Source organism: Paenibacillus chartarius, assembly GCF_042432825.1.
GTDB classification, from domain to species: Bacteria; Bacillota; Bacilli; order Paenibacillales; family NBRC-103111; genus Gordoniibacillus; species Gordoniibacillus chartarius.
In genome coordinates, this window is record NZ_JBHLWN010000046.1 from 1 (window position 1) to 15579 (window position 15579).

Below are 15579 nucleotides of genomic sequence, written 5' to 3' on the forward strand. Positions count from 1 at the left end.
TTTTCTCCCCTCGGGGAGAAAGCTTTTTTAAATGAGTTTACACAAAGATCTTGACAGACCCTAAGGTATTGATCTCGTGGCAACATAGAATCGTCCAAACTCCTGGGAACAGCATCTCGCTAGAGGTGACAATCCATGACATTCGCACTTCCAATGTTCTTAGCTCTGATGGCACTGGCGATGGGTGCTGCGCTTCCATTCTTCGGATGGGGGATCAAAATCGCTCTGTCCGGCATTCTTATCATTATGGAACTGATTTCCAGCCAGATCATTCGCAAGTACAAAAAGTTCAATCTCAGCCTGACCTTCATCCTGGGCGCCATCGCAGGGTATTTGTTCCAAAATCTCCTATAACGACGCAGGGCAGGTGCAAAGTGTCCATCTTCTATTACATGGCTGCGACCCGCGAAATGCCGACAGGCTCATTCGGCCATAGCAAGACAACGATGACGATAGCCGATTACCTGGCCAACGTGAATCCGCAAGCTAGAGATCAACCCCACATGCAAGTGCTTTTGGAAAAATATTCGCCGGATGCGATCACGATCGATGTGTACGAGACGGAGCTCGACGCTGCCGGCATTTATGTCAGCGGACCGCTCGGCCGCGAGCAGGGCAGGCACATTTTCTCGAATCCGGTCATGTACCAGGTGAACCCCGAAGGAGGCTCGTTTCGACTCGGCGCAGATAACCAACGGACGGTATCTGACCTATACGAACGTAACAAAAAATGCGTAACCGAGCTGTTCGCTTACCTGGACCGCAATATGGAAGCCGGAGATGAAGTAGAGCTGTATTCATGCTGGGCGGATGGCCCCGAACGTTTCTATGGGCCTCGCATCCAAGCGCTGGATCTCACCATTCACCTGTCCGCCTTCGACCCCGAAGAACCATTCGAATGGAAGGAACGTCAACGTATCATTGTTCGAAAATAAAGCTTGCTGCACGCATCGCTGTGTACGGCAAGCTTTATTCATTGCGGCTTGAGACACGTCAAACTACAATGATCTACGTTCGTTCGACACATGCTGCAAGGAAAAGGGACTGCGGTTCCATGTAAGCTTGTGGAACATTATGGTAACCTGATGGGGGCGCTTCAGTCCGACAGACCTTGGCCTAAAGGAGTGGAATGGCGGCGTGATGAGCAAGTCTATTTGTTGGCGCAAAGTTTTGGCTTGGATGGGGTGTTTGCTGCTTATCGCCGGGGCGATCCTCTCCAATGATACAACAGCAACTGCAGCGGAGCAGCCGATCCAAGTACAACTGGATTTGCAAACGATAACGTTCGAAATCGATCCGCTTTTAGAGGACGGGGTGACACTCGTACAGCTTCGGCCGCTATTTGAGGCGACGGGCATTGAGCTTACATGGAACGGGGAAAGCCGCACCATCACAGGTAAGAAAAATAACGAGACACTCCTTTTGACGATAGACAGCAATAAAGCTTTGGTAAATGGCAATGAGGTCATGCTGGAAAAAGCAGCGCGAATCGTGGACGGAAATACGCTCGTACCGCTGCGATTCGTCGGTGAAGCGACCGGGGCGGTTGTTGCCTGGCATGGTGATATACGAACAATTGAAATTATCAGTGAGGCGTTCTTGAAGGAGCTTGGCATTACGAAGGAACAAGCGTTGGTTCTTCTGGACAATCAGGATGGGACTTCCCAGCAAACGCCGCCGGCCGACGCCCCTCAATCACCGCCGCAAACGACGATTGATAAAGGGCAGGAGGCAAAGAAATGAGGATGTTCCGGGCAGGCCTTGCATTTGTATTCATGATAATGATGGTTGCCTCAGTAACGATGATTCCCGGCCGAACTGCGGCCGACGGCGAGATTCCGCCGAAGGTGTTCGTCGATACGACGCAAATGTCTTTCGAGGTTCCGCCGGTTATTATCGGCGGTACGACGCTGGTGCAGTTTCGGCCGCTGTTCGAACAAATGGGCATGAGCGTCACTTGGGACGGCGACCGGAAACGCGTGACAGGGACGAAAGAGGGGCTGAACATCGAGCTCGTTATCGGCGGATCAACTGCAACTGTCAACGGCAACAGTGTCTCTTTAAGTCAAAGCGCGCAAATCATAGATGGCCATACGATGGTGCCGCTCCGTTTTGTCGGCGAGTCGACGGGAGCGATCGTGCATTGGGATGCCGTAAATCGTGAAATATCGATCATAACATCCGACTTATTAAAGATTCTCGGCATGACGAAGGAAGAGATGGAGAAGAAACTGGCCGATCTGGCGGCCGCAGCGCCGGCGCCGTCGCAGCCCGCGGCGGAGCCGACACCGGCATTGCCGTCCGAACCGGCAGCTGCGCCCCAGGCAGCTCCCGATGCTCCAACAGAAATCAAAGCAGTGGATTTGAACGATTTGCAGGGGTTGTACTACGGATGGAGGGACGATTTTGGCGGTTACGAATGCGGCGGTATGTGTTGGGATCTGTACACCTTTCTGCCGGATCAGCGGATCGTCATCGGGCTTCCGAAGCGAGGCGGACCGGAAACGATCGATTGCTCTGTCGACGAATGCTTATCTTATACGATCAAGGATGGGCAACTGACGACCAGTAACGGCAAATCGCTCAAAATCGGCACAACGAAGCATGGCGAGCTGACGGTGAACGATGTGACGATGACGGCCGCTTTACCGCTTGCCAGCGGGCATACACTCCAGGGAACGTTTAAACATATCGGTTATGAAGGCTTAGTGGGGATTCACGCCTTTTCCACCTCGTGGACGGAATATTTGACCTTCAGAAGCGACGGAACGTTTGAAAGCACCGATTTATCGTTAGGCACATTGGATGTTCACGTTACAACGACTCATTCATCCACCTCCAAGAGCGATAAAGGAACATACAGCATCGCAGGCAATACGCTCACTCTCACCTATGCGGATCAGACCGTCGTGCGTACGGTGTTCTTCCTTCACGATGACGGCGATATTCAGATCGGCGACAGGATGTTCTACATTCCTGAGAATGAGTGAGATGCAAATGTATGGATCCAGGTCAATACGATGATGAGTTAGACATCAAACGGACAAAGAAAAAAGTTTACTTCGTCTTTTTTTTTCAATATTCCTCTTGTTGGCCGGGGCAGCCGTGTATGGTATTTGTTGGGCTTTCTTCGATATGAGAAGGCTGCCGGCAGGAACATTGATTGCTGAATCCGAATTCGGCGGAGATCATGTGGCTGGATGACGATTCGGTTAACATCAATGGTCATTTACTCAACGTGCCTTATGAAAAATATGACCTCCGAAGAAGCTAAGCTACTGTTTACGGCACAAAGCAGCACAACGAACAAACGGCAGTCCGGGACGTCTACAACGTCCTGAACTGCCGTTTTGATTTAGGCTCGCGCCAGCAGCCGCTTACCCCATCCGGTCCGGTAAAACAGCCTTTCCATAAGCGAAAACGCCGAACTGGTCAGCCAATATAAACCGAGTGCAGCCGGAGCCCGCCACATGAAGGCGAGCGGCAGCAGCACCGCAAGCGCCAGCATGACCGTGCGCCCGGTCCAAACGGCTGTCGGCGAGGCCGCCGCGCTGTCCGCCGTGAGCGGGATGAGCACCGTCAAGCCTGTACCGAGCGCCGTCAGCAGCGGCAGCACGTGCAGCGGATCGGACATAGACAGGTTGCCGATCCAAGGCAGAAGCACGGACGTCATCGCCGCGCCGTGCACGAGAAACAATCCGTACAGGCCCATCCAGATCGGCATTTGCAGCAGGACATTGCGGATGGAACGGAACGGCCGAATGCCCTTCTCTTCGTAGAGCTTCATCGTCGCCGTGGCGAGCTGCTGCGGATCGTCCTTGTGCAGTTCGCGCAGGTGCTGCAGCTCCGGCTGTACGTGTGTCATCCGCACTTGCTGACGGGCCGCCTGCAGCTGAGGCAAATAGAGGACGGTCTTGACAAGCAACGTCAGTACGATAACGGCCAAGCCCCAATCATGGGTATAACGTTGGATAAGCTCCAAAACAGGCAGCAGGAGAGAAGAGATGGTTTCAAACCAGGAATTCATCGGAAAGCCTCCTTAAGATTAGGAATGTGGGGTTCGGTTCCTATTCGTTAGGAAGGCTCGGCTCGTCGCCCGTTCCTCCGGATTCCTGCGCGGGCGCTTGGACGCGCCTTATTCGTCGAATGGCAGGCCGGGGCGTCCGTTTGCCGGGAAGGCGAACAGCCGTCGCCGGGCCGCCATCGACGTATGCCGCTTGAGCGGCTGGGAGCGCATGAGGCAGCAGCTGCCATACGCCGTAGAGGAACCCTGCCGCACTAAGGGCGAGCAGCAGATCCTGCAGGGACCACGTCAGCTCCAGATGTTCCACCTCCTTATTACGCGAGCGATCTTTCTTTTACATACTCCGTAAAGGCGCATAAGGTTTCATGAAAAATGTTTCCCTAACACAACTTTCGGCAGGTATGCGGCGATATCGGAACAAAAAGGGAGGTAACGGCTGGCTATGTTCACGTTAACAGTGATCTGCCCCCATGACGTGGTTTCCTGTGCCTGTAAGCGGTTTGCCCTGCTGGGGGAGCGGGAGTAGAATGGGGGAGGTGCTGCGGAACGGAACGTATCTTTGAAAGGAGCTGACGCGATTGAAAGACAAACAGCGGGGGCTGTTGACCTCATTCGTACGCAGTCATATTCCGATTTATGCATTTGCCGTTACGTTTCTAATTGCAGCCAACGTAACCAATGCCTTGTTTCCGAGGATGCTGGGGCAATTCACCGATGAGCTGCAGCTGGGCGGCATGACCGCGGAGACAATCGCCCGTTACGGCTATATTTTGCTTGCGATCGGGATTGCTTACGGGCTGCTGTTCGGGATCGGCCAATTTACTGTGGCGCGGCTCGGGCGAAAGTTTGAATTTATGACGAGACAGCGGTTATTCGCGCATTTCACGAAGCTGAGCGAGACGTACTTCTCCAAGCAAGGGATCGGCAAGCTGATCAGTTATGTCGTCAACGACGTAACGAGCGTGCGCGAATCGATTTCCAACGGTGTGAATCAGACGACGAACGCTGTGTTTTTGATTTTGGCATGCGTTGTCATGATGATGTTCAGCTCGATTCCGCTGTACTTGATCGCCGTGTGCGTCGTGCCGCTGCTCGCGATCCCGGTTCTAGTCGTTCGCTTCGGTCCGGTGATCCGCGACCGTTCCATGCAGGTGCAGGAATCGCTCGCGTCCATGACCGAGTCGGCCGAGGAGCAGTTCGGGGGCATTCGCGTGACGAAGACGTTCGCGGCGGAGCAGATGGCGATGCGGCGCTTCGGTGAGAAGGTAGATGCCATCCGCGACAACCAGCTGAAGCTCGTCCGGGTGTCCTCTTTGTTCCAAGCTTTGCTGCCATTTTTGGGATCGCTTTCATTGGTCGTATCGATCGTTATCGGAGGCTATTTGACCGTTACGAAGCAAATCACGCTCGGCAGCTTCGTAGAGCTGACGCTGTATTTGCGGATGATCGTAGGGCCGCTGCAGCAGATCGGCAACGTGATCAACATGATGCAGCGCTCGCGGGCATCGCTGGAGCGCATCAATGCGCTGCTGGCGCAGCAGCCGGACATCAAGGACGATGCGGACGCGCTGCCGCTGCCGGACGGACCGCTCGGCATCCGCATCCGCGGCTTGACGTTCCATTATCCGGGATCGGCGAAGCCTGCGCTGCGCGATATTCATCTCGACATCGAGCCGGGGCAGACGGTCGCTCTCGTCGGCAAGACCGGCTCCGGCAAGACGACGCTGGTGAAGCTGCTGCTGCGCGTTTACGACGCGCCGCGGGGCACGATGCGCGTAGGAGGCCGCGATGTGCGCGACATCACCTTGGAGAGCTTGCGCAAGAAAATCGCGTATGTGCCGCAGGACGGGTTCCTGTTCAGCACGACGATCCGCGACAACATCGCCTTCTCGGACCGGTCAGCCGAGATGGACGAAGTCGAGCAGGCCGCCCGTCAGGCGCAAATCGCCGCCAGCATCGCAGCTTTCCCGCAGCGGTTCGACACCCGCTTGGGGGAGCGGGGCATTACGCTCTCCGGCGGCCAGCGGCAGCGGACGTCGCTGGCGCGCGGCTTCATTAAGCGGGCGCCGGTGCTCATCCTCGATGACAGCGTCAGCGCCGTCGATGCGGTGACGGAGACGAACATTATCGCAGGACTGCGCGCCAACAAAGCGAAGCAGACGACGCTGCTCATCGCACACCGCTTATCGGCCGTCATGCACGCGGATGTCATCGTCGTGATGGAGGAAGGACGCATCGTGCAGAAGGGGACGCACCGGGAGCTGCTGCAGCAGGACGGTCCTTACGCGAAGCTGTATGCGATCCAGGAGGGGGGTGTCGCTCATGCGTAAATCGTTGTTCCGGAAGCCGGGAGCATCGCAAAACCGGCAGCAGCCGGAGATCAGCGCTTCCTATTCGGCGACGGCGCAGGAACGGAAGGAAGCGTTCCGGCACATTTTCGCCTATGGCAAGCCGCACCGTTGGACGTTTGCTCTCGTATGCGTGTGCGCGGTGCTGGCGATTTTGGCGGATTTGCTGCAGCCGTATTTGGTCAAAGTCGTCATTGACGATCATTTGATGGAGGGGCGAACCGACATGAGCCTGCTGTGGCTCGTCGGCGGCGCCTATGCCGCGCTCGCGCTCATCAGCCTGCTGTTCACCTACTGGCAAAATAATTTATTGCAGCATATCGGCCAGAACATTGTCGCCAAGCTGCGGAAAGATTTGTTCGGGCACATACAGAAGCTGTCGATGTCGTTCTTTGACCGAACGCCGATCGGCTCGCTGGTGACCAATGAATCGAGCGATACGGAGTCGATTTCGCAGTTTTTCACGCAGGTGCTGCTCAGCCTGATTCGCGACGGCCTGACGCTCGTGTTTATTCTGGTGTTCATGTTCCAGCTCGACGTTATGCTGGCGCTGTACAGCTCGCTGCTGCTGCCGATCATCGCCATAATCGCGGCCGTATTCCGCAGCTGGCTGCGCAGGACGTATCAGGCGGCGCGGACGCAGCTGTCGCGGATGGTCGCCTTCGTGGCCGAGAATTTGGCCGGGATGAGTTTGATCCAGGCGTTCAATCAAGAGGAAGAGCAGTTTAAGCAATTCGAAAACCGCAACCGTTCGTATTGGAAAGCCAATGTGAAGGAAATTCGCACGAACGTGCTGTTTAACCGGTCATTCGATATTTTGGGCAACGTATCCGTTGCGCTGCTCGTATGGATCGGCGGCATGGCGGTGTTTCACCGCGAGCTGGAGTTCGGTGTGCTGTACGCATTTATCTCGTATATACGGCAATTTTTCCAGCCGATTAACGCGATTACGCAGCAGTGGAACACGTTCCAATCGACGACGGTTTCGATGGACCGGCTGTACCGGATTTTTGCAACGAAGCCTGAAGTCCGTGACCCCGAGCCTGCTCAAGCCGTTATGGTTCAGCCTTCCGGGATTCACGGAGAGATCGCGTACCGCGGCGTCGAGTTCGGGTATTCGCCGGATATTCCAGTCATCAACCGCCTTGATCTGAAGATCGAAGCCGGGCAAATGATCGGTATCGTCGGGGTGACGGGGGCGGGCAAAAGTTCGTTGATGAGCTTGCTGTGCCGATTCTACGATGTGACAGCGGGATCGATCGAGATCGACGGCGTCGATGTGCGGAGCATACCGCAGAGCACGCTGCACCGCATTATCGGACTTGTCCAGCAGGAGCCGTTCTTGTATTCAGGCTCGATTGTCGACAATGTGCGGATGTTCGACGAGAGCTATACCCGCGAGCAGGTGGAAGAGGCGTGCCGGTTCGTCGGAGCGGAGCCGTTCATTCGCCGCTTGGAGCGCGGTTACGATACGGTGCTGTCGGAGCGGGGCAGCGGGCTGTCGGCCGGAGAGCGGCAGATGCTCTCTTTTGCCCGGATCGTGCTGCTGCAGCCGCGGATCCTGATCCTGGATGAAGCGACGGCCAATCTCGATTCTTTCACCGAGCAGCTTGTGCAGCATGCGCTGAAAGTCGTTTCCGCCGGGCGGACGACGCTCGTTATCGCGCACCGGTTGTCGACGATCATGCATGCCGACCGTATTATCGTCATGAAGCATGGCGATATCGTGGAGCAGGGGACGCATGCCGAGCTGATCGAGCTTGATGGTTATTACCGCGAGCTTTACGAGCACTCGAAGGGCGGTCAAGGGCTGGAGGAGCTGCAAACGGGGTAGCGTTTCGGCTGTGGCAGATTTTGGTTGAAAATGTCGGCGCACCGTGGTACGGTTGTCCTGAAGCTTATGCTGAAGCACTGCCGAAGGGGGCATCAACCGTGCCGAAGATACGCCACGTACTGTTTGATTTTGACGGGACGCTCGCCGATTCCCGGGCCTTAATTATTCGATTATATAATGATCTGGCTGAGCGTTACGGGTTCGGCCGTATCGATGAAGCGAATCTGGAGGCGCTGCGCGCCTTGTCGCTTCCCGACCGCGGCCGGGCGCTCGGCATTCCGGTGCTGCGCATCCCGGAGCTGGCGGTGAAGGCGAAGCGCCGTTACCGTACCTACATTGAAGACTTGGAGCCGATTGCGGGTATTCCCGAGCTGCTTCACAAGCTGCAGTCGGCCGGCGTCACGTTAACGATCCTGTCATCGAACTCCGAAGCGACGATCGGGGCGTTCCTGGCCAAGGCCGGGCTGCCGCCCTTCGCCGAAGTGCTGTCGTCGCGCGGATTGTTTGCGAAGCATCAGGCGCTGCGCAGCTGGATGAAGCGTCATCGGGTGCGGCCGGACGAAGTGCTGTACGTCGGCGATGAGCATCGCGACGCCGTTGCTTGTGTGAAAGCGGGAGTACGGATGATCGGCGTAGCCTGGGGATACGATGCGCCGGAGTTGCTCCGCGAAGCGGGAGCGTCGGCGATCGTGTCGGAGCCGCTGGAGCTGCTGGCTTATGTGACGGGAAAGGTCGCCAGCCCAGCCACGATATCTTAACGGGGTCATTATCATTCTTCAATCTTATTGCATCGAACGACAAGATAAACGAATCATTATATTTAAAAGATGCGCTTGCAGGCGAAGAAGCTTTCGTTCCTGCACAGCGCATCTTTTTATTGACGAATATACTAATATGTGTAAATATTTGGGCTAGTGGTATCTGTTGGAAAAACTTCACCACATGACCCTATTTTTTCATGTAGGTGCTTTTCGGCTGCAGTCACAGCCGGGGCATTCTGGCGCTCATTGACCGATCCGGGTTTGCCCGAGCTTATCCCAGAACCGGGCCAGCGTCCGCAGCCCCAGGTCGAAGTTGTCGAGATCGAAATATTCGTTCGGGGCATGCATGTTCTCTTCCTTGAGACCGAATCCCATCATCACGACAGGGGCGTCCAGCAGCCTGCCGAATACCTCGACAACGGGAATGGAGCCGCCGCCGCGGGTGAATACCGGCTTCACGCCATATACGTCCGCATACGACTCGGCCGCAGCCCGCATAAACGGATGGTCGATCGGGGTCAAATACGGGTTGCCGCTCAGCGAACGTTTCATCTTGGCCTGCACGCCGGCCGGCGTATGCCGCTGAATGTGCCGTTCCAGCACAGCCTCGATCTCTTCCGGCTTCTGGGAAGCGACGAGACGGCACGCGATCTTGGCGACGGCGCGCCCCGGAACGATCGGTTTGATGCCTTCGCCCTGGAAACCGCCGGAGATGGAGACGACCTCCAGCGTCGGCCGGGCCGTCGTTCGTTCGACAAAGCTGAAGCCGGGCTCCCCGAACAAGGCGGACAAGCCAAGCTCCCGGCGTAGCTGCTCCTCATCTTCACCGGCGTTCGCGAGCGATTGCCGCTCTTCGGGCGAAAGCGGCAGCACGGCGTCATAGAAGCCTTCAACGGCAACCGTTCCGTCAGGACGATGCATCGACCCAAGCAATTCCGTCAAGGCGTGCACCGCATTCGGCACTCCGCCGCCGTACAGGCCGGAATGCAGATCCTGATTCGCTGCAATTACTTCGATTTCGACGCCGATGAGACCGCGCAAGCTGTACATGATGGCCGGCTGCCCTTTCTTGATCATGGGGTTATCGGAAATGACGACGGCGTCGGCTGCCAGCAATTCGCGATGCGTTTCAATAAACGGAGGGGTGTGCAAGCTGGCGACTTCCTCTTCGCCTTCGATGCAAAATTTGACGTTTACGGGCATTGTGCCTTGCGTCCGCAGCCAAGCCTCGACAAGCTTGATGTACATAAACAGCTGTCCCTTGTCGTCGGTAGCTCCGCGAGCATACAGCTTGTTGTTCCGCAGCTGTGGCTCAAACGGGGGCGTTTCCCATAGCTCGAGCGGATCGGGCGGCTGCACGTCGTAATGACCATAGACGAGTACGGTCGGCTTGCCGGGAGCGTGAAGCCAGTCGCCGTAGACGACCGGATGCCCTTCGGTCTCCAGCACTTGAACATGCTCGCAGCCCGCGCGGCGCAGCGCATCGGCGGTCCACTCGGCGCAACGCCGTACGTCTCCGGCGTGCTCAGGCACCGCGCTGACGCTCGGAATGCGCAAATAATCGCTCAGCTCCGCGAGATGGGCGTCCCGATGCTGCTGAAAATACGTATCCAATGAATGGGTCATGTGATGACACTCCTATATGTAGAGTAGGCTCGAGGAAATGCTTCCCCGTGTTCTTCTATCATATAGAAACGGTGCGCGGCGATGCAAATTCAGCGGACACGGCGGCGAATGAAAAAATTTTTGCGGATATTGTAACTTTTATTGGCAATTCCTCGTTAAGAGTTCAAGCATGAAGGGGAAGGGAGAGAAAGAACCCATGAAAGGATGGTTTCGGCGGAACGCTGCGTCGGCTATACTTGACGACACCGTGCATGGCACGGAAACGGCGACGGACACGCTCCAGCCGGAAGAGCCATCGTCGGGCGAACCGATTCTTACCGTACATAATGTTGAGCGGTCGTTCCAGGTCGGCGGCGAGAAGCTGCACGTCCTGAAGAGCATCACGATGGAGCTGAGGCCGCAGCAGCTCGTCATGCTGAAGGGCCGGTCGGGCTCGGGCAAGACGACGCTGCTGAACATTATCGGTGGACTCGATCAGCCGAACCGGGGCGAGGTGCTGTTCAGGGGACATCCGTTTCACTCGGCGGGGGACGATGAGCGGACGCGGATTCGCCGCCGCGATATCGGGTTTATTTTCCAATCGTTCGCTCTGCTGCCGCTGCTTTCCGCCTGGGAGAATGTCGAATTGTCGCTGCGGATGGCGGGCACTCCGAAGAGCGAGTGGAAGCCCCGCGTTCAGCATTGTTTGGAGCTGGTCGGGCTCGGCAGACGGATGCATCACAGGCCGTTCGAGCTGTCCGGCGGAGAGCAGCAGCGCGTCGCCATCGCCAAAGCGATCGCGCATCGGCCCTGCCTGCTTCTGGCCGACGAACCGACGGCTGAGCTCGATTCGCAGATGGGAGCTCAAGTGATGGCCGTCTTCCGGGATATTATCCGCAGCGAACGCGTTACGATTTGTATGACGACTCATGACCCAACGATCTTGGAGGTTGCCGATCATGTCTACGAAATGGTGGACGGAACATTCATATCTTAATTCAAAACTATGGAAGCCCACACTTGCGCTGGGGGCGGCGGCCGCGCTTCTGCTGAGCTCCGGCTGCTCGCTGCTGCCGAAGGAAGCGGAGGAAGAGCAGCTGCCGACGATTACCCCGGCGAAGCTGTCGCAGAAGCCGACGTACGACGTGAAGACGCAGACGCTCGAGACGAAGGTTCGCGGGAGCGGCAAGCTGATGGCGACGATTGAGGAAGAGCTGTATTTTACAGAGGAAAATGACGGAAAGCGCATCAAGAACGTAGCGGTCAAATCCGGCGATCAGGTGCAGGCGGGGCAGCTCATCGCCGAGCTGGACGTCTCCGATCTCGAGAGCCAGCTGAAGCAGAAGCAGCTGCAGACGCGGCAGGACGAGCTGACGATGATCGAGACGCTGCGCAAGTCCGATGAGGTGTCGCCGGAGCATATCGAGAAAGCTAAAATTGATTTCGAGCTGAAGCGTGAAGAATTGGCGTCTCTGCAGTCGAAGCTGGCGAAGTCGAAGCTGACCGCCCCGTTCGCCGGAACGATTGTGTCCGTTTACGTGAAGAAGGGCGATTCGATGAAGGCCTACGATACGATCGCTACGGTCGCGGATCTTAGTCAGTTGACCGTCGCCGCTTCGATTTCGGGGGACGATCTGAAGAAAATTGCCGTCGGCATGGAGACGCAGGTGGACATTAACGGTGCCGGAGCGCACAAAGGCAAAGTGAAGCAGCTGCCGAATCCGAAGCAGGAAGACAGCGGCGGGCAAAATGGCGGCTTTCCCGGTTCGTTCCCGAACGGCGATCAGCAGGAACGCGATTCGATCGACAATTACGTGCTGATTGAGCTGGAGAAATTCCCGGAGGGCTTGAATCGCGGTACGCCGCTCAGCGTGTCCGTCATTACGTCGCGGAAAGAGAATGCGGTTACGATTCCGCTGGCGGCGCTGCGTTCGTATTCCGGCCGCAATTACGTACAGGTCGTAGACGCGCAAGGCAACAAGAAGGAAGTCGACGTAGAGATCGGCCAGCAGACCGCGACGGATGTCGAGATCGTAAAGGGTCTAACCCCGGGGCAGAAAGTCGTAGGGCGATAACATATGCAAATGCTGCGATTCCTGTACCGCAAAATGTGGAATACGCGCTGGCTGACGCTCAGCACGCTGCTTGGTCTCGTCATGGCGGTGGCGTTCACGACGAGCATTCCGATGTATGCCGACGGCTCGCTGAAGCGTGTCGTGGCCCAGACGCTGCAAGATAACAGCGAAGGCCTCCCGGCCGGATCGCTGCTCATGCGCTATCAGGCGGCCGGTAACGAGAAGGCTGATCTGGATGCGCTTGGCAATGTCGACCGTTATATCAAGGAGCAAATTCCCGGCGAGCTTGGGTTTCCGGCGGATACGTTCGTACGGACGTATTCGATCCGCGGAGCGCAGCTGACGCCGGACGCCTCGACGAAGATCGATCCGAGCCGTCGCAGGCAAATGACAATCGTTTCCATGGAGGGGCTGAAGGACCGGGTCGAGCTCGTGAACGGGCAGTGGGCGGCCGACACGCCGCAGAACGGCATCCTGGAGGCGGTCGTTTTCGAGGAAGCGCTGTTCCGCAACGACGTCCATGTCGGCGATCTGTTCAGCTACCCGCTTGCCAACGGTCAGGCCCCGGTGAAGGTGAAGATCGTCGGCAGCTTCAAGCCGCTGTCGGATACGGATCCGTACTGGTATCAAGGGTTCGAAAGCCTGCTCGGCATGCTGCTCGTCTCCGATTCGGCGATGGAGAAGGCGCTGCTGAAGGAGAAGAACGTGCCGCTGCAGCTCGCCAACTGGTATTATGCATTCAATCTTTCGGAAATCAAGACGAGCCAGCTCGCTCCGCTGGAGTCGAAGCTGAACAGGCTCGACATCAATTTGTACCAAACGCTTAAGAATACGAAGGTCGATATTTCCTTCCTATCCATCCTGCAAGATTTCAAGCGGGAGAGCGTGCAATTGCAAATCATGCTGTTCACGCTGGCGGCGCCGATGATTGCCATGGTATTTTTCTATATCGTCATGAACGCCCGCCAATCGCTCGACAAACAGCGGAGCGTCATTGCGGTGCTTCGTTCGCGGGGCGGCTCGACCCGGCAAATCGTCGCCGTATACTTGCTTGAAGGGCTGCTGCTCGGCGTCATCGCGCTGGCGGTCGGACCGCTGCTCGGCTATTTGATGGCCAAAAGCATCGGCTCCTCAAACGGTTTCCTGCAGTTTGTGGACCGTAAGGCCGTGCCGGTCGGCTTCAATCTCGATGCGCTACTGTACGGTGCGGCTGCGGTTATTGTGGCGATCGCGGCCACAGTTGGACCGGCCGTTGCAGCGGCGCGTTCGTCGATCGTTTCCTACAAGCAGCAGCTCGCCCGCGCCGACCGTTCGCCGGGATGGCAGCGCTGGTTTCTCGATGTGGCGCTGCTCGGTCTCGTCGCCTACGGCTACTATCTTTTCGATCAGAGGCAGGTGCTTTCGATCGAGACTGGGCTTACGACGGATCAGCTGCAGGTGCATCCGCTGCTGTTTTTCATTCCGGCGCTTTCGATCTTTGCATTGGGGTTGTTTTTCTTGCGGGTATTTCCGTGGCTGCTGCGCTTGTTCGGCTGGCTCGGACGCAAATTTTTGCCGGTACCCTTATTTCTTACGCTTGTGCAGCTGTCACGATCGGCCAAATCGTATTACCCGCTGATGCTGCTGCTTGTGCTGACGCTAGGACTCGGCGTATACAATTCGTCGGCGGCCCGCACGATCGACCTGAATTCGAAGGAACGCACGCTATATCAGTACGGAAGCGACATTCAGATTCAGGCGGTATGGGAAGGCTTTGCCGAGGATTTGCCGCAGCAGCAGGGCGGCAGTCAAGGCGGTCAAGGCGGGCAAGGCGGGCAAGCGGGTCAAGGCGCCGGGCAAGGTCAAGGCGGTCAGGGGCAAGGCCAAGGTCAAGGCCAGGGAGCTCCGGGTCAGGGCGGCCCCGGCGGCCAAGGTCAGCAGGAGCCGACGAAAATCCGCTATGTCGAGCCGCCGTTCGAAGTATTCCGCGAGCTCCCGGGCGTCGAGCATGCGGCGCGCGTGCTGCGGACTTCCGGCAATGTCGTCGTATCCGGCAAGACAACCGGAGAGGGCAGCGTACTCGGCATCGATAATGTGGATTTCGCGAAGGTTGCCTGGTGGAGGAACGACTTGTTTCCCGCCCACCCTTATCAATACTTGAACTTGCTTGGAGCGTACGAGCAGGCGGTCATCGTACCGACCGGCTTCGCGCAAAAATACCAGCTTAAGGAAGGCGATCTCGTTCAGATTACGATCGCTCAGACGCCGGTCGAATTCGTCATCGTCGGGATACTGCCGTACTGGCCCAGCCAATATCCGGAGCAGCGGCCGTTCTTTATCGCCAACCTGGACTATATTTACGACCAAGCTCCGCTTCTTCCCTATGAAGTTTGGATCAAGATGGAGGAGGGGGCGCGTGCGACGCCGCTCGTCGAAGCGCTGCAGCAGAAGGGCATCGGTCTGGCGACGATCAAGGACGTGCGCAACGAGCTCATTGCCCAGGGCAAGCACCCGGCGCGCGGCGGCGTGTTCGGCATTCTTAGTCTCGGCTTCCTTGTTTCGGTAGCCGTTTCGCTGATTGGCTATTTGCTGTATTGGTTCTTTAACCTGTCAAGCCGCGTCGTCCAGTTCGGTGTCCTGCGCGCGATGGGATTGTCCCGGCGCGGACTGACCGGTATGCTGCTGCTCGAGCAGCTGTTTACCGCGGGGCTCTCCATCGCGCTTGGCATCGGGATCGGCAAGCTCACGAGCTACTTATTCCTGCCTTTCCTGCAAACATCGGAAAATGTGCGAACGCAAGTGCCGCCGTTCCGCGTCGTATGGGAGGCCCGCGATACGTATCAGCTGTACGTCGTCGTCACCGTTATGATCGGCATCGGCGCGGCTCTGCTGTTCCTGCATATCCGCAGACTGCGCGTACATCAAGCGGTGAAGCTCGGGGAGGAGAAGTGAC

At 57.1% G+C, this 15579-nt stretch carries 14 protein-coding genes; 11 read left to right on the plus strand and 3 right to left on the minus strand.

What is annotated here, in order from left to right:
* Positions 1–135 precede the first annotated feature (135 nt).
* The 5 genes from ACFFK0_RS11545 to ACFFK0_RS11565 all read left to right on the plus strand — a co-directional run bounded on the left by ACFFK0_RS11545 (position 136) and on the right by ACFFK0_RS11565 (position 3274).
* The gene (locus ACFFK0_RS11545; protein ID WP_377470339.1) at positions 136–354 is read left to right on the plus strand and encodes a hypothetical protein; all 219 of its coding nucleotides are present in this window, start codon (positions 136–138) and stop codon (positions 352–354) included.
* 20 nt (positions 355–374) lie between these two features.
* A complete protein-coding gene (locus ACFFK0_RS11550) occupies positions 375–935 on the plus strand; it encodes a hypothetical protein (protein ID WP_377470340.1) in 561 nt (186 codons plus the stop codon).
* 205 nt (positions 936–1140) lie between these two features.
* Positions 1141–1743: a copper amine oxidase N-terminal domain-containing protein gene (locus ACFFK0_RS11555; protein ID WP_377470478.1), complete on the plus strand. Its 603-nt coding sequence runs from the start codon at positions 1141–1143 to the stop codon at positions 1741–1743.
* Positions 1740–2990, plus strand: a complete 1251-nt coding sequence (locus tag ACFFK0_RS11560; protein ID WP_377470342.1) for a copper amine oxidase N-terminal domain-containing protein — start codon at positions 1740–1742, stop codon at positions 2988–2990. The genes ACFFK0_RS11555 and ACFFK0_RS11560 overlap by 4 nt, the downstream gene beginning before the upstream one ends.
* Before the next feature lie 200 nt (positions 2991–3190).
* Positions 3191–3274 (plus strand): hypothetical protein, encoded by an 84-nt coding sequence (locus tag ACFFK0_RS11565; RefSeq protein WP_377470479.1) that lies wholly within the window; start codon positions 3191–3193, stop codon positions 3272–3274.
* 81 nt (positions 3275–3355) lie between these two features.
* On the opposite strand, the gene ACFFK0_RS11570 is transcribed toward ACFFK0_RS11565, so the two are convergent.
* Positions 3356–4027, minus strand: coding sequence for a YidC/Oxa1 family membrane protein insertase (locus tag ACFFK0_RS11570; RefSeq protein ID WP_377470343.1), 672 nt, complete (start codon positions 4025–4027; stop codon positions 3356–3358).
* 40 nt (positions 4028–4067) lie between these two features.
* The gene (locus ACFFK0_RS11575) at positions 4068–4331 is read right to left on the minus strand and encodes a hypothetical protein (RefSeq protein WP_377470345.1); all 264 of its coding nucleotides are present in this window, start codon (positions 4329–4331) and stop codon (positions 4068–4070) included.
* Positions 4332–4602: 271 nt separating this feature from the next.
* On the opposite strand from ACFFK0_RS11575, the gene ACFFK0_RS11580 reads away from it, so the two are divergent.
* From ACFFK0_RS11580 to ACFFK0_RS11590, 3 genes are all read left to right on the plus strand, one after another.
* Positions 4603–6354, plus strand: coding sequence for an ABC transporter ATP-binding protein (locus ACFFK0_RS11580; protein ID WP_377470346.1), 1752 nt, complete (start codon positions 4603–4605; stop codon positions 6352–6354).
* Entirely contained in the window at positions 6347–8206 is a 1860-nt protein-coding gene (locus ACFFK0_RS11585) for an ABC transporter ATP-binding protein (RefSeq protein ID WP_377470347.1), read from the plus strand. Before ACFFK0_RS11580 ends, ACFFK0_RS11585 begins: the two co-directional genes overlap by 8 nt.
* Before the next feature lie 98 nt (positions 8207–8304).
* On the plus strand, positions 8305–8964 hold the full coding sequence (locus tag ACFFK0_RS11590; protein WP_377470348.1) for an HAD hydrolase-like protein: 660 nt from the start codon (positions 8305–8307) through the stop codon (positions 8962–8964).
* Between the two features lie 246 nt (positions 8965–9210).
* Here the strand turns inward: ACFFK0_RS11590 and ACFFK0_RS11595 are convergent, their stop codons facing one another.
* Positions 9211–10593 carry a dipeptidase gene (locus tag ACFFK0_RS11595; RefSeq protein ID WP_377470349.1) on the minus strand — a complete coding sequence of 461 codons (1383 nt, stop codon included), beginning with the start codon at positions 10591–10593 and terminating at the stop codon, positions 9211–9213.
* 196 nt (positions 10594–10789) lie between these two features.
* Here ACFFK0_RS11595 and ACFFK0_RS11600 point away from each other — a divergent pair, with 196 nt between their 5' ends.
* From ACFFK0_RS11600 to ACFFK0_RS11610, 3 genes are read left to right on the plus strand one after another with little or no spacing between them, the layout of a single operon-like run.
* Positions 10790–11569 (plus strand): ABC transporter ATP-binding protein, encoded by a 780-nt coding sequence (locus ACFFK0_RS11600; protein WP_377470350.1) that lies wholly within the window; start codon positions 10790–10792, stop codon positions 11567–11569.
* Positions 11532–12647, plus strand: a complete 1116-nt coding sequence (locus ACFFK0_RS11605; protein ID WP_377470351.1) for an efflux RND transporter periplasmic adaptor subunit — start codon at positions 11532–11534, stop codon at positions 12645–12647. Before ACFFK0_RS11600 ends, ACFFK0_RS11605 begins: the two co-directional genes overlap by 38 nt.
* 3 nt (positions 12648–12650) lie before the next feature.
* A complete protein-coding gene (locus ACFFK0_RS11610; protein WP_377470352.1) occupies positions 12651–15578 on the plus strand; it encodes an ABC transporter permease in 2928 nt (975 codons plus the stop codon).
* Position 15579: the final 1 nt, after the last annotated feature.